Below are 24,984 nucleotides of genomic sequence, written 5' to 3'. Positions count from 1 at the left end.
ATGACGGCGCAGGGGAACAGCATGAAATCCATCAGGACCCAGATTCTGGGGCTGATCGCGATCGTCGCGGCCGGTGCCTTGATTGCCGTTGGTTGCGCGCTTCTGGCGATGCTGCGCATCGAGGCGATGAACGAACGCTCCTCGCAGCAGAACCATGTCGCCCTCGCCGCCGAACGGCTCAACGCCGCGGTCAATCTCGTCGTCGCCGATTCCTATCTCGTCTATACCGCGCGCAACCCACATTTCGCCGGCATCGCCGCAACCACGGTCGAGACCGGCCTTGCCAAGGTCGAAGAGCGCCGCAAGGAACTCGCCACGCTCGTTCCCGCCGGCGAGCGCGAGCGCATGGAGAAGATTAGCGCACTTATCGCCCAGTTCGTCGGCATCCGGCTCGAAACGACACGCATGGTTCGCGAAATCTCGGCCCGGGCCGCCGAAGCCTGGGGCAACAGCGACGCCAGCCGGAAGAATCGCGCGGCGCTGCAAGAGGAGCTCGCTTCGCTCAGCGGCTTCAACGAAAGCCACGCCAACCAGTTGGACGCCGAAGCCAGCGCCTTTTCGGGTCAGGTGCGCATCTGGCTGCCGGTCGCCCTCATCCTGGTGCTCGGCGGCGCCATTGCCGGTGCGCTGGTATTCTCCCGCCGCTCGATCATCGCCCCGCTCATCGACCTCGGCGGCACGATGAGCCGCCTCACCGCCGGCGAGACGCAGATCGAGGTGCCGCATATCGGCCGCCGCGACGAGATCGGCGAGATGGCGCGCGCGGTCTCTGTGCTGCGCGAGAGCACCGAGCAGGTCGCACTTCTGCAGGAGCAGGAGCGCCAGGCTTCCGCGGCGCGCATTCGCTCGGCCGACGCCATGGCGGCGGTGGTATCGGATGTCGGCGAGGTCGTCGGCGCGGCGGCCGCCGGCGATTTCTCGGCGCGACTCCAGATCGACCATGGCGACGAACAGGTGCAGCAACTTGTCGACGGCATCAACGAGATCAACACCGTGGTCGACAACGCCACGACCGAATTCGTCGCGGCGCTGCAGGCGCTGGCCGCCGGCGACCTGACCCGGCAGGTGCCGACCGCCTATCGCGGCCGCTTCGCCGAGCTCAAGGACGCCATCAACGAGACCATGGCGGGCCTGTCCGCGACGGTCGGCACGATCCAGAACATGTCGACCGAGGTTGGCCTCTCGGCCCGCGAGATCACCTCGGGCTCCGACGACCTCTCGAAGCGCACGGAGGAACAGGCGTCGTCGCTGGAGGAAAGTGCTGCGACGACCGAAGAGCTCGCAGCCTCGGTGAAGGCCGCAGCCCAGGCCGCCCAGCAGGCCGTGCGCCAGGCCGGCGAGGCCATGCAGGTCGCCCAGGCAGGCGGCAACATCGTCACCGACGCCGTCTCGGCCATGGCGCGTATCGAGCAGGCCTCGAAGAAGATCTCCGACATCACCCGCGTCATCGACGACATCGCCTTCCAGACCAATCTGCTCGCCCTCAACGCGGCCGTGGAAGCAGCGCGTGCGGGCGATGCCGGCAAGGGCTTCGCCGTGGTCGCCTCTGAGGTCCGCAGCCTGGCGCAGCGCTCCGGCGAGGCGGCCAAGGATATTTCGGGCCTGATCTCCTCCTCGAACATCGAGGTCGAGGCCGGCGTCAAGCTGGTCCGGCAGGCCGGCGACGCGCTGACCCGCATCGTCGCGGCTTCGCAGAACGTTCAGAGCACGGTCTCGGACGTCGCCGCGGCTTCGGCAGAACAAGCCAACGGCATCGAGGAGATGAGCCAGACGGTCGCCCATATGGACGAGATGACGCAGGCCAACGCGGCGCTTGCCGAACAGAGCGCCGCTTCCGCCAGCGCGCTGTCGAGCAAGATCGGCGAACTCAACGCCCTGGTCTCCGGTTTCCGGACCAGTGAGAGCGCCGCCTCCGGATCTTACCAGGCGGCCGCCTCCAGCCCAGCCAATGATTCCGAGCCGGAACGGCTGCGGCAGCTGGCGGAAACCGCCTTCCAGCAGCACCAGCCGGCCCCACGCCGCGAACGCCTTGCCGTGACCCAGGGGCCCGCAGCCGCCCCGGCCCGCAAGGTCGCCAATGCACGCGGCGGCGACGCCGGCTGGGAAGAGTTCTGAAACTGAAGCGCCGGCCGGGCCGCAAAAAACTGCGGCCCGGCCAACACCAAAGCCCGCCAGTTCGGCGATGAGTCTTGCGCAACACTGCCCGGTCAGCGCCGCTCGATGCGTTGCAGATGGCAGATCTTGACCCGCCCGCCGCGGCCGTCCGAGCGCCAGCTGCAGCCCGGGTTGCGCGGCTTGCCCCGGTAGAGGTGATAGACGCCGCGATTCCGGCGGTCGAAGCGCTGGTTGGAAGCGTCGTGCCCGCCGATGCGGACATTGTTGCCGAAGCGCACCTCGGCATTCGCCGGCATCGCCGAGACGAGCAGCAGAGCGAACATGCCCGCAATCGGGAGCCCTCCTGCCCCGGCCTGCAACCTCGTCATCCCGCCTCCTACAGAAATCCGATCCAGCGCCCGGCCAGCAGCGTCGCCAGCCAGAGCGTCGCCGAGACCGCCGCCCGGAAGCGCATCGCCCCCGTCACCGTGCCGTTCGCGAGCGCCCTGCGGTAGCCGCCGGCATGCTGCAGCCCGATATTGGCGATGGCAAACGCCAGCAAGCCAAGCTTCCAGAGGAAGGCCTCATTGGCGAGGTACTCGTCCGGCTTGACGGTGAACAGCCAAAACCCCGTCGACAGCGCCAGCGCCAGCCCGAAGGCGGCGGCGCGCGTCAGAAAGGCCGCGATCACCGCCAGCGGCACGGCGCGAAAGAAACCGAGCAGCCGCAGGTCGAGCGGCAGGATCGCGCCGACCAGTAGTCCGATCCCGAGGATGTGGGCGGCGTTGACGAGGAGATAGGCGGTGCCGGACTGCCGGATCAGCATGGCCCCCGGCCAGGCCGCAAGACCGGTCAAGATGTCCATGGGCGGCGTCAGTTCGTGCGGATCCGCTCCGGATACATGTCGTAGTTCTTGCCGGCCAGCACGATCCGTACCGCTTTCATATGGGCCTTGCTCTTGTCGAGATGCCGGTTGCCGATCGCGGTCACCGCATCGCCCACCTTGGCGGTCGTGCCGGTGAAGCCCGAGCGCTCGGTCTGGCTGGGATTGCCGAGGTCGACCTGCCAGACCTTGCCGTCGGCCGCGGTGACCATCAGCATCGGATGCGGCGGAGCCATGGAGATGCTGCGGATCGTGCCCTTCAGCTCCATCTGCTCGCCCGCGGCCCAGGACCAGCCGTGATGAGCGAGCACCGGCGCGGCAGCGAGAACGCCCGCCGCGAGCGACCATGAAACAAGGTTCCGGCGGAAAAGCGAAAAGCGAAAGCTGCGATGGGTCATGGATCGGCTCCCTGTGCGCTCTGGCAGATGCCGGGACTATAGCCCCCGGCATCGCCAAGCCCATGGCGCCCCGCGCGACCGCAAATCACGATCCGATCAGCGGCCGGATCAGCCCCGACCGGCGACCACGACGAGCCGCGTGATCTCGCCGCGCAGAAAGGCCTGCAGGAAGCGGTCATAGTCCTTGACCGAGACGCAGCCATTGGAATCGCCGCGCGGACCGAGCAGGTAGCTGTGCACCAGAAGTCCGGTGCGGCCGAAGATCTTGCCGGCGCCGCCGACCGGATGCATCCGGATCGCCCGCACGCCATGGAACAGGGCCTCGCGCTCGGTCAGCGTGTAGACATGCGGCGGCGTCGGCCCGTGCATCCGGACATGGACATAGCGCAGATCGTTCATCTTCTCGCCGAGGCCGGAATTCGCCACGAGGCGCTCACCATTCGGCAGATAGACCGTGCGGGCGCTGATATCATAGACCGCAGTCTTGGGGCCGACACTCATCGGCGAAGCCATCGGAGACGGCACCGGCTCGGGCGCCACCGTCAGGCCACTGCCGCGACGCCCCGTGATGTCGTCCTGCGGCGCCGCATAGGCGAGCTGCGTCCCCGTGCTCGGCGTGCGTGCGCCGAAGATCTTCTCAAGGAAGGAGCGATTGTCGACCGGCGGCTCGGCCGCGGCGGCGACGTCCTTGCTCCGGCGCGAGGCAGCGCGAGTCGTGGCGCGCGGTTCGGGCACGGAAGGCAGCCTGAGATCGGACGGGCGGGGCACCGGCAAGGGGCTGATCAGCGCGATCTGCTGCTGCGGCTCGATTGCTGACGGTGCAGGCTGGAGAACCGACGCGACCGCCGGGCTGGACGGCGCAGACGGCGCGATCGACCCGGTGGTCTCCGGGTCAAGCACTACGAGCTTTGCCGCCGCCTTGGTCGACTGGAAGACTCCGGCGAGCGGCCTGGTCTCGGCGAACGGCCGCGCGACATAGCCGGCGACATAGCCGGGCCTGAGCAATGGCGTGGAGGTGGCACTCACAGGGGCGGCGAGCTTGGCCGGCACCGCCCGCGCCATCTGGGCGGGCGGGCTTCCGGCGTCGCCGGTCTCGACCGACTTGCCCGACCAGGCCGAGAAGCCGGCCGCGGCCGCGCCGCCGAGCCCGACCAGGATGGCGAGGCGCATGATGGGCCCATGGCCACGCTTGCGCCCGAGGCTATAGGCATAGCCGGACGGCCTGTTCGAAATACGCATACGCAACGCCTCGGGACACCTGGACGCCGTACTGAACCGACGCCGACCATCGCCCGCCCGCGCTAAGCGAACAGGCTTTCCCGGCCGGTGCCTGGTTGTGGGAGCGCCCAACCTCGTGGGTCCATTGAGCGCGCGCTTGGTTAATCCTGGATGAATCGCGGCGAAGAAATTTGACGCGACACCCCGCTGCAAAAATGCGCCGGGGCACCTGCCTCGCGGCAGATGCCCCGGCCGGTTCAGGACAGTGCTAGAGCGGCTTCAGCCCGGCCTCGATCGCCGCTCGCTTCGCCTCCAGGAAAGGCGGCAGCGACAGGGCTTCGCCCATGGTCTCGGCCGGCTCGTCGGTGGCGAAGCCCGGCCCGTCGCTGGCGATCTCGATCAGGATGCCATTCGGCTCGCGCAGATAGAGCGACCGGAAGTAGAAGCGATCGACCGGCCCGCTATTGGGATAACCGGATTCGCGCAGTCGCTCGGCCCAGGCATCGTATTCGCCGAAGCTCGGCGTCCGCAGCGCGAGATGATGCACGCCGCCCGCCCCTTCGCGAGCCTGCGGCAGTCCAGGTTCGACCGCGACGTGCAGCTCGGCCGCCGGGCCGCCCTCGCCGATCCTGAAGACATGGATGTCCCCCGAGGCATGCGCCGCATGCTGGTAGTTCGAGGTCCGCTCCAGCCCGAGCAGCTTGGTCAGGACGAGCTCGGTGCGCTCGATCTGCGGCACAGAGATCGTCACCGGCCCCAGCCCGCGGATCTGGTGCTCGGCCGGAACCGGGCTCTTCTCCCAGACCGCGAACGGAATCGCGCCGCCGTCGACGACGAGTGTCAGGCGCTGGCCCTCCGGATCCTCGAAATCGAGTGCCGCACGGCCATTGATTCCGACGATGTCCGAGACGGTGACGCCAGCCGCCGACAGCCGCTGCCGCCACCATTCGAGCGAGGCTTCGTTCGCGACGCGCAGGGCTGTGCGGACGATCGAATGCGTGCCGCGCCGCGCCGGCGCCGTCGGCCAGTCGAAGAAGGTCAGATCAGTGCCGGGCGAGCCGGCGCCATCAGCATAGAACAGGTGATAGGCCGAGGTGTCGTCCTGGTTCACGGTCTTCTTCACCAGCCGCAGGCCGAGCGTCTCGACATAGAAGCGGTGGTTCTGCGCAGCCTGCGCGGTGATCGCGGTGACGTGGTGGATGCCTGTGAGTTGCATGGCGTGAGCCCCTTTCCTGGCGCCGCCACCTTTCGGCGACGCACGCTGTTGCATCGGTCGCCACCAAGATAGGCATTGCCTTCACGCCACAAAGCCAAACCCACGACAATCATACATTGCAAGAATGCAATGAACCTTAAGGCTTCGCAGGCGAGGTGCCGGCCGGAGGCGGCGACAGGGCAGGCTTGCCGGCCTGATCGGCGGGCGTCGCCGGTGTCGTGCAGTCCTGCGGCTTCTTCTCGCAATCATACACCATGGTCGGCGCTGCCGACTGCCCCGCCTGTCCGGCGGAGGGCAGGATCATGTTCTGGCCCTTGTCGACCTGCGCCGGATGCGTCGTCTGCGGCCCGACGCCCGGCTGCGTAGGCGGGCTCGGCTCCGGCGAAGGCTGGGGCGGCGTCGCGGTCTGGGCGAAGCCCTGGCCTGCGCCGAGCGCTACGCTGATCAGCAGTGCAAATAGGGGCGTTCCTGTGCGGCTTCGTGCCATGGCGTTGCCTCGCATCGTCCAAAAAAGAGGTTTGGACGACAACCCGCCGGCAGGCCGCGAGGTTCCCGCGCTATTCCGCGGCCCTGGCCTGCTGCGTCGCAACCGCCCCCTCGCCATGGCGGCTCGGCTTGGCTTTGAGCTTGAGTTCGCGCAGCTCCTCGCGCTCGCGCGGCGTGTTGCGCATCAGCTGGTCCTTGCCGGGCTGGTACTGCACGGGCTGAGCGACATCCGCCCCATACCAGGCCGCGGCGCGCAGCACGAAGGATGGGTCGGCCAGATGCGGCCGCCCGAGCGCCACGAGATCGGCCCGCCCGGCCGCGACGATGGTGTTGGCCTGATCGGCCGAGGTGATCGCCCCGACGCACATCGTCGCGACGCCGGCCTCGTTGCGGATCCGATCGGAGAACGGCGTCTGGAACATCCGCCCGTAATGCGGCCTTGCCTTGGGCGTGGTCTGCCCGGTCGAGACGTCGACGAGATCGCAGCCGGCCGCTGCGAACGCCTCCGAGATCGCTACCGCATCCTCGGCGTTGATGCCGCCCTCCTGCCAGTCGGTCGCCGAGATGCGGACCGATATCGGCTTGCCAGACGGCCAGGTTTTGCGAAGTGCGGCAAAGACTTCGAGCGGATAGCGCATCCGGTTTTCGAGCGAACCGCCATAGGCGTCGTTGCGCCGGTTGGTCAGCGGCGAGAGGAAGCTGGCGAGCAGGTAGCCATGGGCGCAATGCAGCTCCAGCATGTCGAAGCCGGCGCGCAGACCGCGCTCTGCCGCCAGCACGAAGTCCGCCAGTACCCGGTCCATTTCGACGCGCGTCATCTCACGCGGGACCTGGCTCTCGGGATAATAGGGCAGCGGCGACGCCGAGATGATCGGCCAGCCCCCCTCATCGAGCGGGCGGTCCATGCCGTCCCACATCAGCTTGCTCGCGCCCTTGCGTCCGGCATGGCCGAGCTGGAGGCAGAGCTTCGCCGCCGAATTGGCATGCACGAAGTCGACGATCCGCTTCCAGGCCGCTTCCTGCTCGTCGCTGTAGAGCCCCGCGCAGCCGGGGGTGATCCGGGCATCGGCCGAGACGCAGGTCATCTCGGTGAAGACCAGCCCCGCCCCACCGATGGCGCGGGCGCCGTAATGCATCAGGTGCCAGTCGCCCGGCATGCCCTCCTGCGCCGAATACTGGCACATCGGCGAGACGGTGAAGCGGTTCGCGACCCGCATCTCGCGCATCCGGAAAGGCTGGAAGGCCGGCGGCACCGGCGAACCGTCCCGCCGCACCGCCTGGTCCGCGCCGAGATCCTCTGCGACGAGCCTGTCGACGGCTGCGACGAACTCCGGAGCCCGCAGGGCGAGATTGTCATAGGTGATCGCCTTGGAGCGGGTCATCAGCCCGAAGGCGAAGCGCAGCGGCTCGAAATCCCAGAAGCGCTCGAGCTGCTCGAACCAGACCAGCGAGACATCGGCCGCGTGCTGCGTCTTCTCGACCTCCTCGCGCCGAGCCGACTCGAAGGAAGCGAGCGCGGCCCGGACATCGAGTCCGGCTCGAAGGAAGGCGCCATGCAGCGCGATCGCATCCTCCATGGCGAGCTTGGTGCCGGAGCCGATCGAGAAATGCGCGGTCGCCTTGGCATCGCCGAGCAGGACGACATTGTCGACCACCCAGTTCCGGCAGCGGATCATCGGGAACTGGCGCCAGAGCGAGCGATTGGTGATCAGCCGATGCCCCTGGAGCTCCTCGGCGAAAACCGTCTCGAGGAAGGCGGCCGATTGCGCCTCGTCCATGCCCTCGAGCCCGGCCCGGGCAAAAGTCTCCGGATCGGTCTCCAGCACCCAGGTCGATTGCCCCACCTCGTACTGATAGCAATGGGCGATGAAGACGCCGTGCTGCGTCTCCTTGAAGAAGAAGGTGAAGGCGTCGAAGGGCCGGGTCGAGCCCATCCAGACGAAGCGGTTCGGCCGCAGATCGACCTCGGGCGCGAAACGGTCCCGGTCGCCTTCCCGGATACGGCTGTTGATGCCGTCCGCACCGACGACGAGGTCATAGTCATGCTTCAGCGCGGCAATGTCGACGATCTCCTCGGTGAAGCGCAGCGCGACGCCGACCTCACGGGCCCGCTCCTGCAGCAGCATCAGCAGGGTGCGGCGCGAGCAGCCGCAGAAGCCGTTGCCGGAGATCCGCTGCTGCGTGCCTTTGAAATGGATCGAGATGTCGTCCCAATAGGCGAAGCGCGAGACGATCGCCTCATAGCTCGGCAGGTCGGCCACCTTGAACAGGTCAAGCGTCTGGTCGGAGAAGACGACGCCGAAGCCGAACGTGTCGTCATGGTGGTTGCGTTCGAACACGGTGACGTCGAGCGCCGGCCAGTCGCGCTTCATCAGAAGCGCATAATAGAGCCCCGCCGGTCCGCCGCCCACCACCGCAATGCGCATGACGTCTCTCCGCAAGCTGACGCAGATATTTTAGGTCTGAAATAATTTTCTTTCAACAGAGATACGGAAGGTCAAGACCTCCAGCACGTAAAGCCACTCCTATAACGACATAAGATACTGACAAACAGCATAATTTCTCATTTTTGACCGCAGCCGCACCGACATCGGAACGGTCCCTTGCAAAATGCTTCAGACCTAAAATATATTGATCCGCAAGACGGGAGTGGCAGCTTCATGGCATCAGCTCTGGCTGGACAGCATGCCCTGGTGAGCGGCGGTGGACGCGGCATCGGCCGCGCGATCGCCTCGGCCCTTCACCTTGCCGGCGCCCGGGTCTCGATCATCGGTCGCAACGGGTCCATGCTGCAGCAGGTTCTGGACGCTGGCGAGGCCGACCGAGCCGCGAGCGTCGACGTCAGCGACGAGGGCGCCATGGCCCGGACCCTGGCGGAGCTCTCGGCCGAGCAGCCTTTCGACATCGTCGTGGCCAATGCCGGCGCAGTCGAGACCGCGCCCTTCCGCAAGAGTGACGCCGCCCTGTTCCGACGCATGGTCGAGATCAACCTCGTCGGCACGGTCAACAGCTTCCGCCCGGCCCTGCCCGCGATGCTGGAGCGCGGCTCCGGCCGGCTGATCGCGATCGCCTCGACCGCCGGCCATCGCGGCTACCCTTATGTCTCCGCCTATGTCGCGGCGAAGCATGCCGTGATCGGGTTGGTCCGCTCGCTCGCTTTGGAGACCGCCCGCAGCGGCATCACCGTCAATGCGGTCTGCCCCGGCTATACCGATACGGACATGGTCGCCGGCAGCATCGCCGCGATCACCGGCAAGACTGGCGCGACGGCGCAGGATGCCCTGGCGCAGCTGGTGAAGGACAATCCGCAGGGCCGGCTGATCACCCCCGAGGAAGTCGCGGCGAGCGTGCTCAATCTCTGCCGGCCCGAAAGCCGCGGCATCACCGGCCAGTCCCTCCTGATCAATGGCGGGGAGTTCTGACCATGGAAATTCCCGTCAGCGCCCTGATGCTCGACCGCGAGACCAAGGCGAGCGAGCGCCCCGGAGACCACAAGGACGAGCTGCGCCTCTGGCTGCGGCTTTTGACTTGCTCGACCCTGATCGAGAGCGAGATCCGCACGAGGCTGCGCGAGGAGTTCAAGACGACGCTGCCGCGCTTCGACCTGATGGCCCAGCTCGAAAAATCGACCACCGGAATGACGGTCGGCGAGGTCTCGCAGCGCCTGATGGTCTCGAACGGCAATGTCACCGCGGTCGTCGCCGGCCTCCTCGCCGATGGGCTGGTCGACAAGCGCCCGGCCGCCCAGGACCGGCGCGTGCAGGTTCTGACACTGACCGCCCAGGGCCGCCGCGCCTTCAAGGCGATGGCGGAGCGGCACGAGGACTGGATCGCCGAGCTCTTCGCCGGGCTGGAGCCGGCCGAGACGGCGCAGCTCTTCCACCTGCTCGGCCGCACCAAGGCCTCGCTGCACAACGCCATCACCCGCCGACAGAGCGGCACGCCGGATTCGGCGGGAGACCAGACATGACCAGCGCCAACCCCGTCACCCTGCCGCTCGCCAGCTTCAAGCCACAGCATTTCCAGCTTTCGATCGTCGGCAAGGTCGCGACCGTGACGCTGAACCGGCCGGAGAAGAAGAACCCCCTCACCTTCGAGAGCTATCGCGAGCTCGCCGACTTCTTCCTGGCGGCGCAGAAGGAGGAGGCGATCAAGGCCATCGTCGTTACCGGCGCCGGCGGCAATTTCTCCTCGGGCGGCGACGTCTTCGAGATCATCGGGCCGCTGGTCGCGATGGAGACCAAGGACCTCTTGAAGTTCACGCGCATGACCGGCGAGCTGGTCAAGACGATGCGCGCCTGCCCGCAGCCGGTCATCGCCGCGATCGACGGCATCTGCGCCGGCGCCGGCGCGATCATCGCCATGGCCTCCGATCTGCGCCTCGGCACGGCCGAGACCAAGATCGCGTTCCTGTTCAACCGCGTCGGCCTCGCCGGTTGCGACATGGGCGCCTGCGCGATGCTGCCGCGCATCATCGGCCAGGGACGCGCCGCCGAGCTGCTCTACACTGGCCGCGTCCTGCGTGGCGACGAGGCCGAGCGCTGGGGCTTCCTCAACCGGCTTCTCGCCCGCGAGAACGTTCTGGCGGAAGCGCAGGCGCTCGCCGCCGAGCTCGCCGACGGCCCGACTTTCGCCAACGCCATGACCAAGCGAATGCTGGAAATGGAATGGGCGATGTCGGTCGAGTCCGCGATCGAGGCGGAAGCGGTGGCGCAGGCATTGTGCATGCAGACCGAAGATTTCGCCCGCGCCTACCACGCCTTCGCCGCCAAGCAGAAGCCGGTCTTCGAGGGCAACTGACATGGTCTCGCTCGGGGATACGCTGGACTGGCCATTCTTCGAAGCGCACCACCGCGACTTCGCCGAAAAGCTCGCGGCCTGGGCCGACACCACCCTGCCCGGCCTGCCGCATGACGATGTCGACGCCGCCTGCCGCGCCCGCGTCAAGGCGCTGGGCGAGGCCGGCTTCCTGCGCGCCGCGGTGCCGGCCGCCCATGGCGGCCTGCATGCCGCGCTCGATGTCCGCACGCTCTGCCTCGCCCGCGAAATTCTCGCCGCGCGTGACGGGCTCGCCGACTTCGCCTTCGCCATGCAGGGCCTCGGCACCGGCTCGATCTCGATCGCCGGCAGCGATGTGATGCGACTGCGCATCCTGCCCGGCGTGCGCGATGGCAAGCGCATCGCCGCCTTTGCCCTCTCGGAGAAGAAGGCCGGTTCCGACGTTGCCGCGATGGCGACGACAGCGACCCCGGACGGCAACGCACATATCCGCATCGATGGCGAGAAGACCTGGATCTCGAATGGCGGCATCGCCGACCATTATGTTGTCTTCGCCCGCTCCGGCGAGGCGCCGGGAGCCCGCGGCCTCTCGGCCTATCTGGTCGAGGCCGATACGCCAGGCCTCTCGATCGCCGAGCGCATCGACGTGATCGCGCCGCATCCGCTGGCGACCTTGCGCTTCGACGCCTGCCGCATCCCGCTGGACAACCGTATCGGCGGGCCGGGCGACGGCTTCAAGGTCGCGATGGCAACGCTCGACATCTTCCGCTCGACGGTCGGCGCAGCGGCTCTCGGCTTCGCCCGGCGTGCCCTGCACGAGACCGTGAGCCACGCCGGTAGCCGCAAGCTCTTCGGCGGCACGCTCGGCGATCTCCAGCTTTCCCAGGCCGCCATCGCCGACAGCGCCGCGGAGGTCGATGCGGCGGCGCTGCTGGTCTACCGCGCCGCCTGGACCAAGGATCGCGGTGCAGCCCGTGTCACCCGCGAGGCAGCGCTCGCCAAGCTCGTCGCCACCGAGAACGCCCAGCGCGTCATCGACCGCGCCGTGCAGATCCATGGCGGGCTCGGCGTCACGCGCGGCGTCAAGGTCGAGGAACTCTACCGCGAGATCAGGGCGCTGCGGATCTATGAGGGCGCGAGCGAGGTGCAGAAGGTCGTGATCGCGCGCGACCTGCTGAAGAACGTCGACGGACCAAACAACGGCAAGACTTAGGCGCCAGCCCTCATCCTGAGGAGTCGCGAAAGCGGCGTCCCGGAGGATGATCGGGGAGACTCCGGAACCAACCGGAGCATCATACGAGACGTGCTCCTGGGGGGCGCTCCTCAAGATGAGGGCTGCGGACAAGACAAACAACGCCAGGGGAACGAGATGGGTACCGCAGATCTCTTGCGGTCGGGACATGTGGACAGCTTTGCGCGGGACAACCTGCCGCCGCGCGAGAGCTGGCCGCGTCTCGACCTCGCAGCCGCCGGGCTGAGCTACCCCGAGCGGCTCAATGTCGTCAGCGAATTCGTCGACCGGCATGTCCTGGAGGGGGGCGGCGACCGCGTGGCGGTGATCGGGCCAAGCGAGAGCTGGAGCTACGCGCAGCTCGCCGAGACCGTGAACCGCATCGCCAATGCGCTCACCCGCGATCTCGGCCTCGTTCCCGGTCATCGCGTGCTATTGCGCGCCGCCAACACGCCGATGATGGTCGCCACCTATCTCGCGGTGCTCAAGGCTGGCGGCGTCGCCGTCGCGACCATGCCAATGCTGCGCGCCGGCGAGCTCGCCTATCCGATCCGCAAGGCCAGGATCGCGCTGGCACTGTGTGACCATCGCGTAATCGACGATCTTAAATCAGCACAGTTGCTTGCGCCTGAACTCTCGACCATCGTGTCATGGGGCGACGGCGAGCTCGAAGCCCTGATGGCCAAGCCCGGCTACGGTGAATTCGTCGCCGCCGACACGGCGCAGGACGATGTCTGCCTGATCGCCTTCACCTCGGGCACGACCGGTGAGCCCAAGGGCACCATGCATTTCCAGCGCGACCTGCTGGCGATTTGCGACAGCTATGGCGCGCGGGTGCTGCAGGCCTCGCCCGATGACCGCTTCATCGGCTCGCCGCCGCTCGCCTTCACCTTCGGCCTCGGCGGCATCGTGCTGTTTCCGCTGCGCATCGGCGCGGCCATCGTCCTGCCGGAGAAGACCGCGCCGGCCGATCTTGCGGCCGCGATCCAGCAACACCGCGCCAGTGTCTGCTTCACCGCGCCGACCGCCTATCGCGCCATGCTCGCCCAGGCCGGAGCGCGCGACCTCTCCTCGCTGCGCGTCTGCGTCTCCGCCGGCGAGACGCTGCCGAAGGCGACCTTCGAGGCCTGGCAGGCCAAGACCGGGCTGCCGCTGATGGACGGTATCGGCGCGACCGAAATGCTGCACATCTTCATCGGGGCGCCCCGCGACAGGATCAGGCCTGGCGCGACCGGGTTGCCGGTGCCGGGCTACGAGGCCAGGATCGTCGACGAGGAGGGCAAGGAGGTGCCGGACGGCACGCCTGGGCGCCTCGCCGTGCGCGGGCCGACCGGTTGCCGCTATCTCGCCGACAGCCGCCAGGCCCGCTATGTCGAGAATGACTGGAACATCACCGGCGACACCTATCTGCGCGATGCCGACGGCTATTTTTGGTACCAGGCCCGCTCGGACGACATGATCGTCTCGGCCGGCTACAACATCGCCGGTCCCGAGGTCGAGGCCTGCCTGATCGCGCATGAGGCGGTGGCCGAATGCGGCGTCGTCGGTGCGCCCTGCCCGGATCGCGGCCAGATCGTCAAAGCCTATGTCCTGCTGCGGCCCGGCTTCACCGCCGACGCGGCACTGGCCAAAGCACTGCAGGACCACGTCAAGGCGATGATCGCGCCCTACAAATACCCGCGCGCCATCGCCTTCGTGACCAGCCTGCCGAAGACCTCCACCGGAAAGCTGCAGCGTTTCGCGCTGCGCGAGATGGCGCGGGCCGAAGCCGCCGCCGCTTCGTAGCGCGCCTTGATTATGAGAGCCTTTGCCGTCGCTTCATCCGCCGTTCCGGTGTTTAGCTCCAGCCGCGATGACGCCATGACCAGACAGGACCACGCCATGACCAGCGGCTTGCCGCCCTCCGACCTCGCCACGCGCAAGCCCCGTCCCGTCCTGCCGGATGGCTGGCCGCACCCACGCGGCTACGCCAACGGCATGATCGCCCAGGGGAAAGTCCTGACCACGGGCGGCCTCGTCGGCTGGGATGAGAACGGCGTCTTCGCCAAGGATTTCCTCGGCCAGGTCGGCCAGACGCTCGCCAATATCAGGGCGGTCGTCGAAGCCGGCGGCGGCGAGGTCAGCGACATCATGCGCCTGACCTGGTACGTCACCGACATCGAGGCCTATCGTGGCTGCCTAGCCGAGCTCGGCCCGGTCTACCGCGCCCATCTCGGCCGGCATTTCCCGGCCATGGCGGTCGTCGCCGTCTCGGCCCTGGTCGAGCCCGAGGCGATGGTCGAGATCGAGGCGACGGCGGTGCTGGCGGACTGAGGGGGCTCAGCCGGCCTCTCCAAGCTGATCACGGCGTGCGAACGGCGCAGCCGCGCCGTTCCCGGATCGACCGGCATGCGTGAGCGCGCCGTGCGCTCAGCGCGGCATCAGCCAGTCATGCGCCGGATCGTTGGCGAATTTCCAGATCCGCTTCGGCCCTGCCATCACATTGAGGTAATAGAGATCATAGCCATGCGGCGCGCCGACGGGGTGGTAGCCCCTCGGCACGAGCACGACATCGCCATTCTCGAAGCTCATGGTCTCGTCGAGCGAGCGATCGTCGGTGTAGACGCGCTGGAAGCCGAAACCCTGCGGCGGATTCAGCCGGTGGTAATAGGTCTCCTCCAGCTGCGACTCGTCAGGCAGCCGGTCCTGGTCATGCTTGTGCGGCGGATAACTCGACCAGTTTCCGGCCGGCGTGATCACCTCGACCACGAGGAGCCCATCGGCGGCCTCGGTTTCGGGGAGGATGTTGCGGACATGGCGGACATTGCTGCCCTCACCACGGGTCAGGCAGCCGACATCGGACGGCGCGATGACCCTTGCGGGCCGAACGTTCGCGATACCAGGCGCCGAGCAGATCGCAAACTCGCACGGTCCCCGCGCAGCCACGCTCCAGGCCGAGCCGGCCGGGACATAAAGCGACCAGGGATCGGGCTCGAAGGGCGAGGTGCGGCCACCGATGACACCGAAATCCTGGCCGTCGGCCCGGGCTGCGAGCTTGCCCGAGAGCAGGACGAGGCAATGCTCGCGCTCGCCGGTCTCGCGCGACAGGGTCTGACCGTCGGCGAGGCGGTGGACGGCAAAGCCGACATGGCCCCAGCCAGCGGTTTCCGGGGTGATCGCATGGACGCAGCCATCGGCATCGGCGGCCTGCGGTTTGACCAGCAATTTCGACATGGCGATCCCGGGCTCAAACGAGCCCGGCCTCCTTCAGGCTCGCTTCGAGATGGGCGACGCCCTTCTTGGCATAGGTCAGGGGATGGGCTTTTTCAGGGTCCTGCTCGGCCTCGACGACGACCCAGCCGGAATAGCCGGGCAGCGCCTTGAACACCGCCGGGTAATCGACCATGCCGTCGCCCGGCACGGTGTAGACGCCGAGATCGGTACCCTTGCCGAGGATCGCATCGAGGAAGCTCCAGTCTTCCGCCCTCGCCTGCTCCATCACCGCCTTGCGGACGTCCTTGGCGTGGACATGGCTGATGCGGGCGCGATAGCGCCCGGCGAGCCTGACCGGATCGGCTCCGCCCCAGGTCGCATGGCCGGTGTCGAGCAGCAGATGCGCTGCCTCGCCGGTCGCCGCCATGAAGGCGTCGATATCGGCCTCGCTCTCGACGATCGTGCCCATATGATGGTGGTAGACCAGCCGGACACCCTCGGCGAGCGTGCGCTCGGCGACGTCGGTGATCCGCCTGCCGAACTGCGCCCAGTCACCCGGCGCCATCACCGGGCGCTGCGACAAGGGCTTGCTGCGGTCGCCATGGATCGCATTCGAGGTCTCGGCGAAGACCAGCACGTTCGAGCCCATCGCCTTCAGCAGGTCGAGATGCGGGCGCAGATGCTTCATCTCCTCGTCCGCGTCGCGCTTCAGCAATTCGGCCGAATACCAGCCGGAGATGCAGGCCATGTCGAAGGGCGCGAGCGCCGCTTTCAGCGCCTTGGGCTCGCGCGGAAACTTGTGGCCGAGCTCCATGCCGACGAAGCCGGCCTCGCGGGCCTCGGCCAGGCAGGTCTCCAGCGAGGTCGTGCCGCCGATCTCCTGGAGATCGTCATTCGACCAGCCGATGGGGTTGGCGCCGATGCGGATGGGCATGTCCTTCGTCCTTCTAAATCAAGCCCTCAGCCCTCATCCTGAGGAAAGCCAATCAATCTCGTGTCTGGAGCGCCTGCTCATAGCGCTGGCGCGCCGCCTTGACCTCATCGCGCACCGAAACCTCGGGCACCGCGACATCCCACCAATGCCCGCCTGCATCGGTCGAGATCAGCGGGTCGGTATCGATGACGATCACACTGGTGCGATCGTGGCCGCGGGCCTCGGCGAGTGCGGTTTCCAGCTCAGCCAGGCTCGCGACCTTGCGGGAGGTCGCGCCCATCGCGCCGGCATGGGCGGCGAAATCGACCTCCGGCAGCACCTCATGGCGGGCATCGCGCAGCAGGTTGTTGAACGAGGCGCCACCGGTCGCGTTCTGCAGGCGGTTGATGCAGCCAAAACCCCGGTTGTCGAGCACGATGATGGTGAGCTTGATCCCGAGCATGACCGAGGTCGCGATCTCGGAGTTCATCATCAGATAGGAGCCGTCGCCGACCATGACGAAGACCTCGCGGGCGGGGTCGGCGAGCTTGGCCCCGAGGCCACCAGCGATCTCGTAGCCCATGCAGGAATAGCCGTATTCCATGTGGTAGCCACCCGGCGCGCCGGCCTGCCAGAGCTTGTGCAATTCGCCAGGCAGACCGCCAGCGGCGCAGAGCACCACGTCGCTCGCCCGGCTCTGGCGCTGTACCGCGCCGATCACCTGCGCATCGCTCGGCAGCGCCTGGTTTCCGGCCGCCGTGTAGCGCGCAGCGGTGGCGAGCCATGTATCGCGCGACGCCTGCGCCTGCTCCGTCCAGTCCGACGGTGCCCGCCAGCCCGCCAACGCTTCCTCCAGCTCGGCGAGCCCCGCCCCGGCATCGGCGACCAGCGGCTGCGCGCCATGCTTGCCGGCGTCGAAGGCTTGGGTGTTCAGCCCGATGATCCGGCAGTCCGGATCGGCGAAGAGCGCGCGCGACCCCGTGGTGAAATCCTGCAGGCGCGTGCCGACCGCGAGCACGACATCTGCGCTCTTCGCGGCATCGTTGGCGGCGCCGGTGCCGGTGACGCCGATCGCGCCGAGATTGAGCGGGTGATCATGCGGCAAAGCGCTCTTTCCGGCCTGCGTCTCGGCACTCGGAACGCCGTGCGCTAGGCAGAAGCGGGCGACCTCGCCCTCGGCCTCACTGTAGAGCACGCCGCCGCCGGCGACGACCAGCGGGCGCCTTGCCTCCTTCAGCAGCGCGACAGCCTGCGCCAACTCCAGTTCGTCGGGCCGTGCCCGGCGCGGCTGCCAGATCCGCTCGGCGAAGAAGCTTTCCGGATAGTCGAAGGCTTCCGTCTGCACATCCTGGCAGAGAGCCAAGGTCACCGGGCCGCAGTCGGACGGATCGGTCAGCACCTGCATCGCCCGCTCGAAGGCGGGGATCAGCTGCTCCGGCCGGGCAATCCTGTCGAAATAGCGCGAGACCGGGCGGAAACAGTCATTGGCGGAGACAGTGCCATCGCCGAAATCCTCGATCTGCTGCAGTACCGGGTCGGGCCGGCGTCCGGCGAAGACGTCGCCGGGCAGCAGCAGCAATGGCAGGCGGTTGACATGTGCGACCGCGGCCGCCGTCACCATATTGGTCGCGCCCGGCCCGATCGAGCTCGTCACCGCCATCATCCGGCGCCGGCGCGAGGCCTTGGCGAAGGCGATCGCAGAGTGCGCCATCGCCTGCTCGTTATGGGCGCGCAATGTCGGCAGGATGTCGCGGGCGCCATGCAGCGCCTCGCCGAGCCCGGCGACATTGCCATGGCCGAAGATCGCCCAGACGCCGGCGAAGAGCGGCAGGGTCCGTCCGCCGACGCGTGTCTTCTGCGCCGCCATCGCGGCGACGAGCGCTTGCGCCATGGTGAGCCTGATCGTGGCCATTGCCGTTCTCCTCAGCCGCGCTGCCAGGCGCCGACCAACTGGCCGAAGCGCTCGGCCATCATCGCGGTCGCCGCCTCATCGTCGAGCTTGCCGGCAAGCCAGCCGCGCGCCGCGTCGCCGAAGATCGTCCGGCCGACGGCAAAACCCTTCACCGTGCTCGCGCCCTTGGCCAGCCGGAAAGCGGCTTCCAGCTCGGCGGCCGGCGCATCGAGGCCGAGCAGCACGACGCCGCGGCAATAGGGATCGTTCTGCGCAATCGCGGCATCGACCGCGGCCCAGGCCGCGGCGCTCGGCTGGCCCTCGAGCTTCCACCAGTCCGGCTTGATGCCGATCTCGTAGAGCCGGCGCATCACACTCGCCATGGTGTCGTCGCCGACCGGCCCGTTCTTGGAGCAGATGATCTCGACCAGGAGCTCGCGGCCGACCTGCCGGCAGGCCAGAGCGGCACGCTTCAGCGTCGCCTCCTGCCCGGCCTTGAGCGCCGCATCATCGTCGGGATGGTAGAAGGCCAGCACCTTGGCGATGTGATCGACTGGCCATTCGTTCAGCGTCGCCCCGAGCGAGCCGTCGGCGTCGGTCTCGAGGCGCAGCGGCCGCGAGCCCGGCACTTCAAGCGGCCGCGCGATCCAGAAGCCGTGATCGCCGGCACGGAACAGCGCCTCGCGGCCATAGCGACCATCGAGAAGCATGCCGAAGCCGGGCGCGCCCTTGGCGACCCGCGCCGCTGCATCGACGGCGAGCCGCTTGAAGGCGGGAATGCGCTCGCGCGGCACTCCCGCCTCATCCGCCATCGCCTCGACCTGGGCGCGGTGATCGATGGCGAGCGCCATCAGCGTTTCGGCCTGTGGCCGGCGCGTCGTCGCCCAGTGGACATGGTTGATCGCTACGTCATGGCGCAGTGCCCGGTGCGGCGAGCCATGCTGCAGGAAGAACTGCAGTTCGGCGAAGGTCGGGCTCTCCGGCGAGCAGAGCAGGCGCGAGACGGCGAAGGCGCCGCAGGCATTGGCCCATTTGCAGCAGGTCTCGAACGGCTCGTCGCGGAGCCAGCCGCGCAGGAAACCGGACATGAAGGCGTCGCCCGCTCCCAGCACATTGTAGACCTCGACCGGGAAGCCGGGGCCCTTGATGCCGTCCTCGATTGATTCTGGGATGGCTCCAGGGAAAACCACGCAGCCCATCGGGCCGCGCTTGCAGACGATGGTCGCCCGGCTCAGCGCGCGGATATTGCGGATCGCGGCGAGCGTGTCCTCCGAGCCGCCGGCGGCGTGCAATTCCTCCTCGGTGCCGACGATCAGGTCGCAATCGGGCAGAATGGCCTGGAGATGCTGGGTCACGGTGTCCGAGCGGATATAGCGCTCCTCGCCCGCGGCATGGCCGGCGAGCCCCCAGAGATTGGGCCGGTAGTCGACATCGAAAACGACCTTGCGGCCGTGCTTGCGGGCAAGCGCGATCGCCTTCTTCTGCGCCTTCGCCGCATTCGGGATCGCGAAATGCGTGCCGGTGACGACCACCGCCCTCGCCGAGGCGATGAAATCCTCGTCGATCTCACTCTCGTCGAGCGCCGCATCGGCGCAGTCGGTACGGTAGAAGATCAGCGGGAAGGTCTTCTCGTCGCGCACACCGAGAATCACCAGCGCGGTCAGGCGCTTGGGATCGACGACGACGCCCCCGGTGTCGACGCCTTCGCGCTGCAATTGCTCCAGGATGAAGCGGCCCATCTGCTCGTCGCCGACGCGGGTGATCACCGCCGATTTCAGGCCGAGTCTCGCCGTGCCGATGGCGATATTGGTCGGGCAGCCGCCGACCGCCTTGGAGAAGCTCGCCATGTCCTCGAGCCGGCCGCCGATCTGCTGGCCGTAGAGGTCGACCGAGGAGCGGCCGATGCTGATCAGGTCGAGCACGGGGTCAGACATCGTCGCGGACTTTCTCGGCAGTGCCGACAGCGAGCGTCATCGCGAGCGCGAAGGTCGCAGCCATCGAGCGGAAGGCACCATAATCGGCCTCGCTGACTTCGAGGCAGAGATCGCAATGCGCCGCCAGCGGACTGAGGGCGCTATCGGTCAAGGCGATCACCGGCACGCCGGCAGCCTTTGCAGCGGCGGCCATCTCGATCGTCGCCGGGGTATAGGGCGCGCAACTCACCGCGATCATCACATCGCCGGGACGCGCCATCGCGGCCTGCTCGGCCCCCAGCGAGGCGACGTTGTCGACGAGCACGGCGCGGATGCCGACCTTGCCGAAGGCGTAGGCGAGATAGGCGACGACCGGGAACATGCGGCGCGCGCCGACGAGCACGATGGTACGCGCGGCGGCGAGCATGTCCGTCGCGGTCTCGATGTCCTCTGGGCGCAGACCGGAGCGCAGCCGCTTCAGCGAGGCCTCGCTGGCATGGATGAAACCGTCGAGGAGAACCGAAGCCATGTCGGCTCCGGCGGCCCCCCCGTTGCGGAGCGCCGCGAGGCGCTCGCGATGATCCGGCAATTGCTGGCGCAGCCTGGTGCGGAAGACCTGCTGCAATTCGCTGAAGCCGGAATAGCCGAGCGCCTGAGCGAAGCGGACCAGCGTCGAGGGCTGCACGCCGGCCCTCTGCGCGATCTGCGAAGCGGTGTTCAACGCCATATCGTCGGGATGGGCCAGGGCATGGTCGGCGACCTGGCGCAGCCGCCGCGGCAGGAGCGGGGCACGCTCGCGCAGCAGCGCGACGAAGCCCTCGAAATCCGGCCTTGGCGTTCCCTGCTGAAGCTCTGCGGACATGGGGCCCCGTTCGCGTCCGGCCGGCTCTGCGGCAGCCTTGACTTACGGGTGGGAAGATTGAAATATTTGTTCCACTAGTCAAGCAGAACAAAAAATCTGTGCCGAAAGCGGTCTCGGGGAGCAGGCGTCAATTGTCGGAAACACCGAGCTTCGGCCGCAGTCTGGCCGGCAAGATCGCGATTGTCACCGGTGCGAGCCAGGGCCTGGGAGAGGCCGTCGCCCGCGAGTTCGCCGAACGCGGCGCCGCCGGCCTGATCGTTACCGGGCGCAACCGCGAACGCGGCGAAGCGGTGGCCCGAAGCCTGCGCTCCGGCGGCTGCGATGCCCGCTTCCATAGCGTCGACCTCGCCGACCTCACCGGCGTCAGGACGATCGTTCCGGCGGCCGACAAGGCCTTCGGGCGGGTCGACATCCTGGTCAACGCCGCCGGCGACACCGACCGCGGCACGATCTTCGACACCTCGCCCGAGCTCTATGAGCGCATCATGGCGGTCAACCTGACCGCGCCGTTCTTCCTGATCCAGGACGCGGCGACGCTGATGCAGCGCGAGAAGCTCGCCGGCAGCATCGTCAACATCCAGTCGATGTCGGCCCATGGCGGCCAGCCCTTCCTCGCCGCCTACAGCGTCTCCAAGGGCGCGCTGGCGACACTGACGAAAAATGCCGCCTACGGGCTGCTCGCCGACAAGATCCGCGTCAACGGCCTCAATATCGGCTGGATGGCGACGCCGGGCGAGGATGCGATCATGCGCCTGCGCCATGGCGCCGAGGATGGCTGGCTCGACAAGGCCGCCGGCGGCCAGCCCTTCGGGCGGCTGATCGACCCGCGCGAGGTCGCCAAGGCCGTCGCCTATCTCGCTTCGGGCGAATCCGGGCTGATGACCGGCGCCAACATCGATTTCGACCAGACCATTCTCGGCGCGCACGACTAGGCCGCCGGACCACGATGACGGGAAACGGAATCACGATGCGATTTGGTCTTTTGGGCGCCGGCAGGATCGGCCGGATTCATGGGCTGAACGTCGCGGCGCGCGGCGATGCCACCCTGGTCGCGCTGGCCGATGCCGCGCAGGACGCCGCAGCCTCGCTCGCCGCAGCCTCCGGCGCCAAGGTCGCCAGCGCCGAGGCGATCCTCTCCGATTCCTCGATCGACGCCGTGCTGATCTGCACGCCGACCGACACCCATGCCGATCTGATCGAGGCTGCGGTCTCGGCCGGCAAGGCGGTGTTCTGCGAGAAGCCGGTCGATCTCGACGCTGCTCGCATCCGCCGCTGCCTCGATGTCGTCGCGAAATCCGGCAAGCCCTTGATGATCGGCTTCAACCGCCGCTTCGATCCGAATTTCGCCGCGCTGGAAAAGCGCCTGCGCATGGGCGAGGCCGGCGCGATCGAGATCGTCAGCGTGATCTCGCGCGACCCCTCACCGCCACCGGTGGACTATGTGAAGCGCTCGGGCGGCCTGTTCCGCGACATGATGATCCATGATTTCGACATGGCGCGCTTCCTGCTCGCCGAGGAGCCGGTCGAGGTCTTCGCGCTCGGCTCGGCCCTGGTCGACCCGGCCATCGGCGCCGCCGGAGACGTCGACACCGCCGCCGTGCTGATGCGCACCGCGAGCGGCAGGATCGCCCAGATCTCGAACTCGCGCCGCGCATCCTACGGCTACGACCAGCGCATCGAGGTGCATGGCTCGCAGGGCATGCTGCGCGCCGGCAACATCCACGAGACCACGGTCGAGATCGCGACCGGCGCTGGCTTCCGCGCCGACCCGGTGCAGAATTTCTTCCTCGAGCGCTATGCCGGCGCCTACCGCGCCGAGCTCGACGCCTTCATCGCCGCCGTGCGCGACCGGCGCCAGCCGTCGCCTTCCGGGCAGGACGGGCTCAAGGCCCAGATCCTGGCCGATGCCGCGACGGAATCCCGCCGCACCGGCAAGCCGGTCGGCGTCGCTCTGGAGACGATTTGACCATGCTTGCCGCCGATCTCGACCTGCGCCAGTTCGCCGTTCTCGGCCTCGTCCAGGAGGCCAGCCGCCTGGCGCTTGGCTATTTCCGCAAGAGCGACAGCCTCGGCATCACCATGAAGGGCGCGCAGGACTGGCTCACCGTCGCCGATGGCGCCGTCGAGGCCCTGCTGCGCGAGCGCCTGGCGGTGCTCTTTCCCGACGACGCCGTGATCGGCGAGGAAGGCGGCGGCGAAGCGGCCGATGCGGTCTGGATCATCGATCCGATCGACGGCACCGCCAATTTCGCCCATGGCGACCGCAACTGGTGTATCTCGATCGGCCTCCTGCTGAACGGCGTGCCCGAGATCGGCATCGTCTGCGCCCCGGCCCTCGACGAGATCTATGTCGGCAGACGCGGCCGAGGCGCGACCCTGAACGGCGAACCGCTTCGGGTTTCCGGCCAGGCCGACATCGCCCGCTCCTGCATCGAGATCGGCTGGTCGACGCGGATTTCGCACGCGGACTATCTCGCCACCGTGCAAGGGACGCTGGCGGCCGGCGCATCGATCAGGCGCGTCGGCTCGGGTACGCTCGGCATCTGCCATGTCGCCGCCGGCCGGACCGACGGCTATGCCGAGCGCCATATCAATGCCTGGGACGTCGCGGCCGCCATGGCGATCGCGGCCGAAGCCGGCGCCGACCTCAACGACTTCTTCGCCGGAGACGGCATTCGTTCCGGCAACCCGATCCTCTGCTGCACGCCGGAACTCTCGGCCGAGCTGGAGCGGATCACGGGCATCATTTGCCGGCGCAGGGGTGATTGATCTTTTCGGGCGAACGATCAGTATCGCTCCAAGAACAAAAGAACAAAAATCAACCATCGGGGAGGACGACATGCAGAAATCCAACTGGCTCCGGGCAGGGCTCCTGGCGACGCTCGCCGGCGGTGCACTGCTCGCCGGGACGCCGGCAAAGGCGCAGGGCTCGCTCGTGCTCTATTGCGCCGTCCAGGAGGAGTGGTGCCGCGCGATGAGCTCGGCCTTCGAGAAGGAGACCGGGATCAAGGTCGCCATGACCCGCAAATCATCGGGCGAGATTTACGCCCAGGTGAAGGCCGAAGCCTCGAATCCGCGCGGCGACGTCTGGTGGGGCGGCACCGGCGACCCACATCTGCAGGCGGCCGAGGAAGGGCTGACGCTGGAATACGAATCGCCGATGAACAAGGATCTTCATCCTTGGGCGACCTCGCAGTGGAACGCCGCCAAGAAGCGCTCGATCGGCATTTATGCCGGCGCGCTCGGCTTCGGCTACAACACCCAGCAGATCAAGGCCAAGGGTCTCGCTGAGCCGAAATGCTGGGCCGATCTGCTCGATGCCAAGCTGAAGGACGACGTCCAGGTCGCCGATCCCAACTCCTCGGGCACGGCCTATACGCTGCTCGCCACCGTGGTTCAGCTGATGGGCGAGGAGAAGGGCTTCGACTACCTCAAGGCCCTGCACAAGAACATCAGCCAGTACACCAAGTCCGGCGCCGCGCCGGCCAAGGCGGCAAGCCTCGGCGAAACCGCCGTCGGCATCGTCTTCATCCACGACGTGGTGGTCTTCGCGGTCCAGGGCGACCCGATCAAGCCGGTCGCACCCTGCGAGGGCACCGGCTACGAGATCGGCTCGATGTCGATCGTCAAGGGCGCGCGCAATCTCGACAACGCCAAGAAGTTCTATGACTGGGCCCTGACGCCCGCGGCGCAGGCGCTGGCGGCGCCGGCGAAATCCTATCAGGTTCCCTCCAACAAGAACGCGCCCGTCCCCGCGCAGGCGCCGAAGATGTCGGAGATGAAGCTGATCGACTACGACTTCGTCAAATACGGTTCCTCGGCCGAGCGTGTCCGGCTGCTCAGCAAATGGGACAAGGAGGTCAAGTCCCTGCCGAAGTAAGCGCCGACGATCGAGACGAGAGGACTGA

Annotated in this window: 23 protein-coding genes; 11 read left to right on the top strand and 12 right to left on the bottom strand. The window is 67.7% G+C overall.

Annotated features, from left to right (window positions below; translation table 11 throughout):
* The first annotated feature begins 21 nt into the window (after positions 1-21).
* Positions 22-2,115 carry a methyl-accepting chemotaxis protein gene (locus ACWGRX_RS01550; RefSeq protein WP_452116143.1) on the top strand — a complete coding sequence of 698 codons (2,094 nt, stop codon included), beginning with the start codon at positions 22-24 and terminating at the stop codon, positions 2,113-2,115.
* 92 nt (positions 2,116-2,207) lie between these two features.
* On the opposite strand, the gene ACWGRX_RS01545 is transcribed toward ACWGRX_RS01550, so the two are convergent.
* The 7 genes from ACWGRX_RS01545 to ACWGRX_RS01515 all read right to left on the bottom strand — a co-directional run bounded on the left by ACWGRX_RS01545 (position 2,208) and on the right by ACWGRX_RS01515 (position 8,721).
* Positions 2,208-2,438: a hypothetical protein gene (locus ACWGRX_RS01545; protein ID WP_452116142.1), complete on the bottom strand. Its 231-nt coding sequence runs from the start codon at positions 2,436-2,438 to the stop codon at positions 2,208-2,210.
* Positions 2,439-2,491: 53 nt separating this feature from the next.
* A complete protein-coding gene (locus ACWGRX_RS01540) occupies positions 2,492-2,959 on the bottom strand; it encodes a DUF2214 domain-containing protein (protein ID WP_452116141.1) in 468 nt (155 codons plus the stop codon).
* 8 nt (positions 2,960-2,967) lie between these two features.
* Positions 2,968-3,375, bottom strand: a complete 408-nt coding sequence (locus ACWGRX_RS01535; RefSeq protein WP_291634699.1) for a DUF6152 family protein — start codon at positions 3,373-3,375, stop codon at positions 2,968-2,970.
* Between the two features lie 108 nt (positions 3,376-3,483).
* Positions 3,484-4,614: a DUF2778 domain-containing protein gene (locus ACWGRX_RS01530; RefSeq protein ID WP_452116140.1), complete on the bottom strand. Its 1,131-nt coding sequence runs from the start codon at positions 4,612-4,614 to the stop codon at positions 3,484-3,486.
* A gap of 247 nt (positions 4,615-4,861) precedes the next feature.
* A complete protein-coding gene (locus ACWGRX_RS01525) occupies positions 4,862-5,809 on the bottom strand; it encodes a ring-cleaving dioxygenase (RefSeq protein WP_452116139.1) in 948 nt (315 codons plus the stop codon).
* Positions 5,810-5,945: 136 nt separating this feature from the next.
* Positions 5,946-6,296 carry a hypothetical protein gene (locus tag ACWGRX_RS01520; protein ID WP_452116138.1) on the bottom strand — a complete coding sequence of 117 codons (351 nt, stop codon included), beginning with the start codon at positions 6,294-6,296 and terminating at the stop codon, positions 5,946-5,948.
* Between the two features lie 70 nt (positions 6,297-6,366).
* Positions 6,367-8,721: a bifunctional salicylyl-CoA 5-hydroxylase/oxidoreductase gene (locus ACWGRX_RS01515; RefSeq protein ID WP_452116137.1), complete on the bottom strand. Its 2,355-nt coding sequence runs from the start codon at positions 8,719-8,721 to the stop codon at positions 6,367-6,369.
* Between the two features lie 234 nt (positions 8,722-8,955).
* On the opposite strand from ACWGRX_RS01515, the gene ACWGRX_RS01510 reads away from it, so the two are divergent.
* The 6 genes from ACWGRX_RS01510 to ACWGRX_RS01485 all read left to right on the top strand — a co-directional run bounded on the left by ACWGRX_RS01510 (position 8,956) and on the right by ACWGRX_RS01485 (position 14,618).
* Positions 8,956-9,717 carry an SDR family NAD(P)-dependent oxidoreductase gene (locus tag ACWGRX_RS01510; RefSeq protein ID WP_452116136.1) on the top strand — a complete coding sequence of 254 codons (762 nt, stop codon included), beginning with the start codon at positions 8,956-8,958 and terminating at the stop codon, positions 9,715-9,717.
* A 2-nt stretch (positions 9,718-9,719) separates the two neighbouring features.
* Positions 9,720-10,265: a MarR family winged helix-turn-helix transcriptional regulator gene (locus ACWGRX_RS01505; RefSeq protein ID WP_452116135.1), complete on the top strand. Its 546-nt coding sequence runs from the start codon at positions 9,720-9,722 to the stop codon at positions 10,263-10,265.
* A complete protein-coding gene (locus ACWGRX_RS01500) occupies positions 10,262-11,095 on the top strand; it encodes an enoyl-CoA hydratase family protein (protein WP_452116134.1) in 834 nt (277 codons plus the stop codon). The genes ACWGRX_RS01505 and ACWGRX_RS01500 overlap by 4 nt, the downstream gene beginning before the upstream one ends.
* Position 11,096: 1 nt before the next feature.
* Positions 11,097-12,287 (top strand): acyl-CoA dehydrogenase family protein, encoded by a 1,191-nt coding sequence (locus ACWGRX_RS01495; protein ID WP_452116133.1) that lies wholly within the window; start codon positions 11,097-11,099, stop codon positions 12,285-12,287.
* A gap of 156 nt (positions 12,288-12,443) precedes the next feature.
* Positions 12,444-14,090, top strand: coding sequence for a benzoate-CoA ligase family protein (locus tag ACWGRX_RS01490; RefSeq protein WP_452116132.1), 1,647 nt, complete (start codon positions 12,444-12,446; stop codon positions 14,088-14,090).
* 75 nt (positions 14,091-14,165) lie between these two features.
* Positions 14,166-14,618 (top strand): RidA family protein, encoded by a 453-nt coding sequence (locus ACWGRX_RS01485; RefSeq protein WP_452116131.1) that lies wholly within the window; start codon positions 14,166-14,168, stop codon positions 14,616-14,618.
* Positions 14,619-14,714: 96 nt separating this feature from the next.
* Here the strand turns inward: ACWGRX_RS01485 and iolB are convergent, their stop codons facing one another.
* Genes iolB through ACWGRX_RS01460 form a run of 5 tightly spaced genes read right to left on the bottom strand, consistent with a single transcriptional unit; the run spans position 14,715 to position 21,076 of the window.
* Positions 14,715-15,518 (bottom strand): 5-deoxy-glucuronate isomerase, encoded by an 804-nt coding sequence (gene iolB, locus ACWGRX_RS01480; protein WP_452116130.1) that lies wholly within the window; start codon positions 15,516-15,518, stop codon positions 14,715-14,717.
* Positions 15,519-15,531: 13 nt separating this feature from the next.
* The gene (gene iolE, locus ACWGRX_RS01475; RefSeq protein WP_452116129.1) at positions 15,532-16,431 is read right to left on the bottom strand and encodes a myo-inosose-2 dehydratase; all 900 of its coding nucleotides are present in this window, start codon (positions 16,429-16,431) and stop codon (positions 15,532-15,534) included.
* A gap of 52 nt (positions 16,432-16,483) precedes the next feature.
* Positions 16,484-18,322, bottom strand: a complete 1,839-nt coding sequence (iolD, locus tag ACWGRX_RS01470) for a 3D-(3,5/4)-trihydroxycyclohexane-1,2-dione acylhydrolase (decyclizing) (RefSeq protein ID WP_452116128.1) — start codon at positions 18,320-18,322, stop codon at positions 16,484-16,486.
* An 11-nt stretch (positions 18,323-18,333) separates the two neighbouring features.
* Positions 18,334-20,235, bottom strand: coding sequence for a bifunctional 5-dehydro-2-deoxygluconokinase/5-dehydro-2-deoxyphosphogluconate aldolase (locus ACWGRX_RS01465; protein WP_452116127.1), 1,902 nt, complete (start codon positions 20,233-20,235; stop codon positions 18,334-18,336).
* Positions 20,228-21,076 carry a MurR/RpiR family transcriptional regulator gene (locus ACWGRX_RS01460; protein WP_452116126.1) on the bottom strand — a complete coding sequence of 283 codons (849 nt, stop codon included), beginning with the start codon at positions 21,074-21,076 and terminating at the stop codon, positions 20,228-20,230. Before ACWGRX_RS01460 ends, ACWGRX_RS01465 begins: the two co-directional genes overlap by 8 nt.
* 131 nt (positions 21,077-21,207) lie before the next feature.
* Here ACWGRX_RS01460 and ACWGRX_RS01455 point away from each other — a divergent pair, with 131 nt between their 5' ends.
* The 4 genes from ACWGRX_RS01455 (at position 21,208) to ACWGRX_RS01440 (ending at position 24,956) form a co-directional block, all read left to right on the top strand.
* Positions 21,208-22,008: an SDR family oxidoreductase gene (locus ACWGRX_RS01455; protein ID WP_452116125.1), complete on the top strand. Its 801-nt coding sequence runs from the start codon at positions 21,208-21,210 to the stop codon at positions 22,006-22,008.
* Between the two features lie 35 nt (positions 22,009-22,043).
* A complete protein-coding gene (gene iolG / locus ACWGRX_RS01450) occupies positions 22,044-23,042 on the top strand; it encodes an inositol 2-dehydrogenase (RefSeq protein ID WP_291645520.1) in 999 nt (332 codons plus the stop codon).
* A 2-nt stretch (positions 23,043-23,044) separates the two neighbouring features.
* Positions 23,045-23,845: an inositol monophosphatase family protein gene (locus ACWGRX_RS01445; protein WP_452116501.1), complete on the top strand. Its 801-nt coding sequence runs from the start codon at positions 23,045-23,047 to the stop codon at positions 23,843-23,845.
* Between the two features lie 70 nt (positions 23,846-23,915).
* The gene (locus ACWGRX_RS01440; protein ID WP_291634734.1) at positions 23,916-24,956 is read left to right on the top strand and encodes an ABC transporter substrate-binding protein; all 1,041 of its coding nucleotides are present in this window, start codon (positions 23,916-23,918) and stop codon (positions 24,954-24,956) included.
* Positions 24,957-24,984 lie beyond the last annotated feature (28 nt).

This window comes from Allobosea sp. NPDC055594, from assembly GCF_053618995.1.
This window is presented reverse-complemented; position numbering and strand designations above follow the sequence as displayed.

Excerpts from the sequence above, each read along its gene's own strand:
- ACWGRX_RS01485 (WP_452116131.1), top strand. The coding sequence starts at position 14,166 with ATGACCAGACAGGACCACGCCATGACCAGCGGCTTGCCGCCCTCCGAC.
- ACWGRX_RS01500 (WP_452116134.1), top strand. The coding sequence starts at position 10,262 with ATGACCAGCGCCAACCCCGTCACCCTGCCGCTCGCCAGCTTCAAGCCA.
- ACWGRX_RS01545 (WP_452116142.1), bottom strand. The coding sequence starts at position 2,438 with ATGTTCGCTCTGCTGCTCGTCTCGGCGATGCCGGCGAATGCCGAGGTG.
- ACWGRX_RS01495 (WP_452116133.1), top strand. The coding sequence starts at position 11,097 with ATGGTCTCGCTCGGGGATACGCTGGACTGGCCATTCTTCGAAGCGCAC.
- iolD (WP_452116128.1), bottom strand. The coding sequence starts at position 18,322 with ATGGCCACGATCAGGCTCACCATGGCGCAAGCGCTCGTCGCCGCGATG.
- ACWGRX_RS01535 (WP_291634699.1), bottom strand. The coding sequence starts at position 3,375 with ATGACCCATCGCAGCTTTCGCTTTTCGCTTTTCCGCCGGAACCTTGTT.
- ACWGRX_RS01440 (WP_291634734.1), top strand. The coding sequence starts at position 23,916 with ATGCAGAAATCCAACTGGCTCCGGGCAGGGCTCCTGGCGACGCTCGCC.
- ACWGRX_RS01515 (WP_452116137.1), bottom strand. The coding sequence starts at position 8,721 with ATGCGCATTGCGGTGGTGGGCGGCGGACCGGCGGGGCTCTATTATGCG.
- ACWGRX_RS01525 (WP_452116139.1), bottom strand. The coding sequence starts at position 5,809 with ATGCAACTCACAGGCATCCACCACGTCACCGCGATCACCGCGCAGGCT.
- ACWGRX_RS01540 (WP_452116141.1), bottom strand. The coding sequence starts at position 2,959 with ATGGACATCTTGACCGGTCTTGCGGCCTGGCCGGGGGCCATGCTGATC.
- ACWGRX_RS01530 (WP_452116140.1), bottom strand. The coding sequence starts at position 4,614 with ATGCGTATTTCGAACAGGCCGTCCGGCTATGCCTATAGCCTCGGGCGC.
- ACWGRX_RS01460 (WP_452116126.1), bottom strand. The coding sequence starts at position 21,076 with ATGTCCGCAGAGCTTCAGCAGGGAACGCCAAGGCCGGATTTCGAGGGC.
- ACWGRX_RS01510 (WP_452116136.1), top strand. The coding sequence starts at position 8,956 with ATGGCATCAGCTCTGGCTGGACAGCATGCCCTGGTGAGCGGCGGTGGA.
- ACWGRX_RS01550 (WP_452116143.1), top strand. The coding sequence starts at position 22 with ATGAAATCCATCAGGACCCAGATTCTGGGGCTGATCGCGATCGTCGCG.
- iolE (WP_452116129.1), bottom strand. The coding sequence starts at position 16,431 with ATGCCCATCCGCATCGGCGCCAACCCCATCGGCTGGTCGAATGACGAT.
- iolG (WP_291645520.1), top strand. The coding sequence starts at position 22,044 with ATGCGATTTGGTCTTTTGGGCGCCGGCAGGATCGGCCGGATTCATGGG.
- ACWGRX_RS01465 (WP_452116127.1), bottom strand. The coding sequence starts at position 20,235 with ATGTCTGACCCCGTGCTCGACCTGATCAGCATCGGCCGCTCCTCGGTC.
- ACWGRX_RS01505 (WP_452116135.1), top strand. The coding sequence starts at position 9,720 with ATGGAAATTCCCGTCAGCGCCCTGATGCTCGACCGCGAGACCAAGGCG.
- iolB (WP_452116130.1), bottom strand. The coding sequence starts at position 15,518 with ATGTCGAAATTGCTGGTCAAACCGCAGGCCGCCGATGCCGATGGCTGC.
- ACWGRX_RS01490 (WP_452116132.1), top strand. The coding sequence starts at position 12,444 with ATGGGTACCGCAGATCTCTTGCGGTCGGGACATGTGGACAGCTTTGCG.
- ACWGRX_RS01520 (WP_452116138.1), bottom strand. The coding sequence starts at position 6,296 with ATGGCACGAAGCCGCACAGGAACGCCCCTATTTGCACTGCTGATCAGC.
- ACWGRX_RS01445 (WP_452116501.1), top strand. The coding sequence starts at position 23,045 with ATGCTTGCCGCCGATCTCGACCTGCGCCAGTTCGCCGTTCTCGGCCTC.